We start from the raw sequence: 1,182 nt of genomic DNA on the forward strand, positions 1-1,182 counted from the left end.
GAAGCCAGAGTTACCAACAGGTATAGTAGAACCAGAATTAGATAAGGGTAAGGTCAAAGCTTTTGCGTTGATTTCGGCTTTAACTTGGTCCCAGGATGACAAGCCTAATTATGCCATTCTCAATCGTCAGGCAGAAGTCTTGAAAGACCGTTTGAAGAATGTTTCGGGGACGGAAGAAGTAGAGTTATTTGGCGATCGCGATGAAGAAATTTTAGTCGAAATCGATCCAAAGATCGTTGCTAGTTACGGTTTGACGGTTGCCGATATATCCAGACAAATTCAACAAAGTGATTCTAAAATATCGGCGGGGACAATTCGCAACAGTAATAACGATCTGTCGTTGGAAGTGGCGGGGGAATTAGATACTTTAAATCGCATTAAAAATATTCCCCTCAACTTTGGCAATAATAGTCAATTTATTTCTTTGCAGGATGTGGCAAAAATTTCCAAGGGAGTTGCCGATCCTCCCAATGAAACCAGCATCATTGATGGCTTGCCTGGAGTTACTTTAGCCGTTCATATCGACTCTAGCAGTCGTTTGGATCTTTGGGCGGATAATGTCAAAAGTATCTTGGCAGAATACGCGGCAGATTTACCCCCAGGCATTGAGTTAAGAACTGTTTTCGATCAAAGTGGTTATGTAGAGGATCGTTTAAACGGCTTGATTCTCAACTTAATTTTAGGGGGGCTGTTGGTCTTTTTGGTTACCCTAATTATGATGGGCTGGCGATCGGCATTAATTATCGGTACATCTTTACCCCTATCGGTATTGATGGTTTTTGGCTGGCTCAAAGTAATTGGCGTACCTTTACATCAAATGTCGATTACGGGCTTAATCGTGGCGTTGGGTATCTTGATCGATAATGCGATCGTTATGGTAGATGAGGTCAATAGCCATCTGCGTCAGGGTATGGGAGGGCAAGAAGCGATCGCTTTAAGTATTAAACGTTTGGCGATACCCCTGTTGAGTTCGACCATAACTACCGTCTTGGCATTCTTACCGATTGCTTTAGTCCCTGGTCCTACGGGAGAATTTATTGGAGCGATCGGGATTAGCGTGATCTTGGCGGTATCTTCTTCGATGTTTTTGGCTTTAACGGTGATTCCTGCTTTGACCGCAAAGTTTCAAAGAAAAGGAAAATTTCAGACTAGATCTTGGTTAGATCGGGGTATTTCTATTCC

The 1,182-nt window shown here is 42.8% G+C and carries 1 protein-coding gene; it reads left to right on the top strand.

The window, feature by feature from the left end:
• Nucleotides 1–1,182: efflux RND transporter permease subunit (locus AC33VI_RS23145; protein ID WP_491784618.1), on the top strand; the 1,182-nt coding region annotated here is incomplete at both ends.

Source organism: Waterburya sp., from assembly GCF_058530065.1.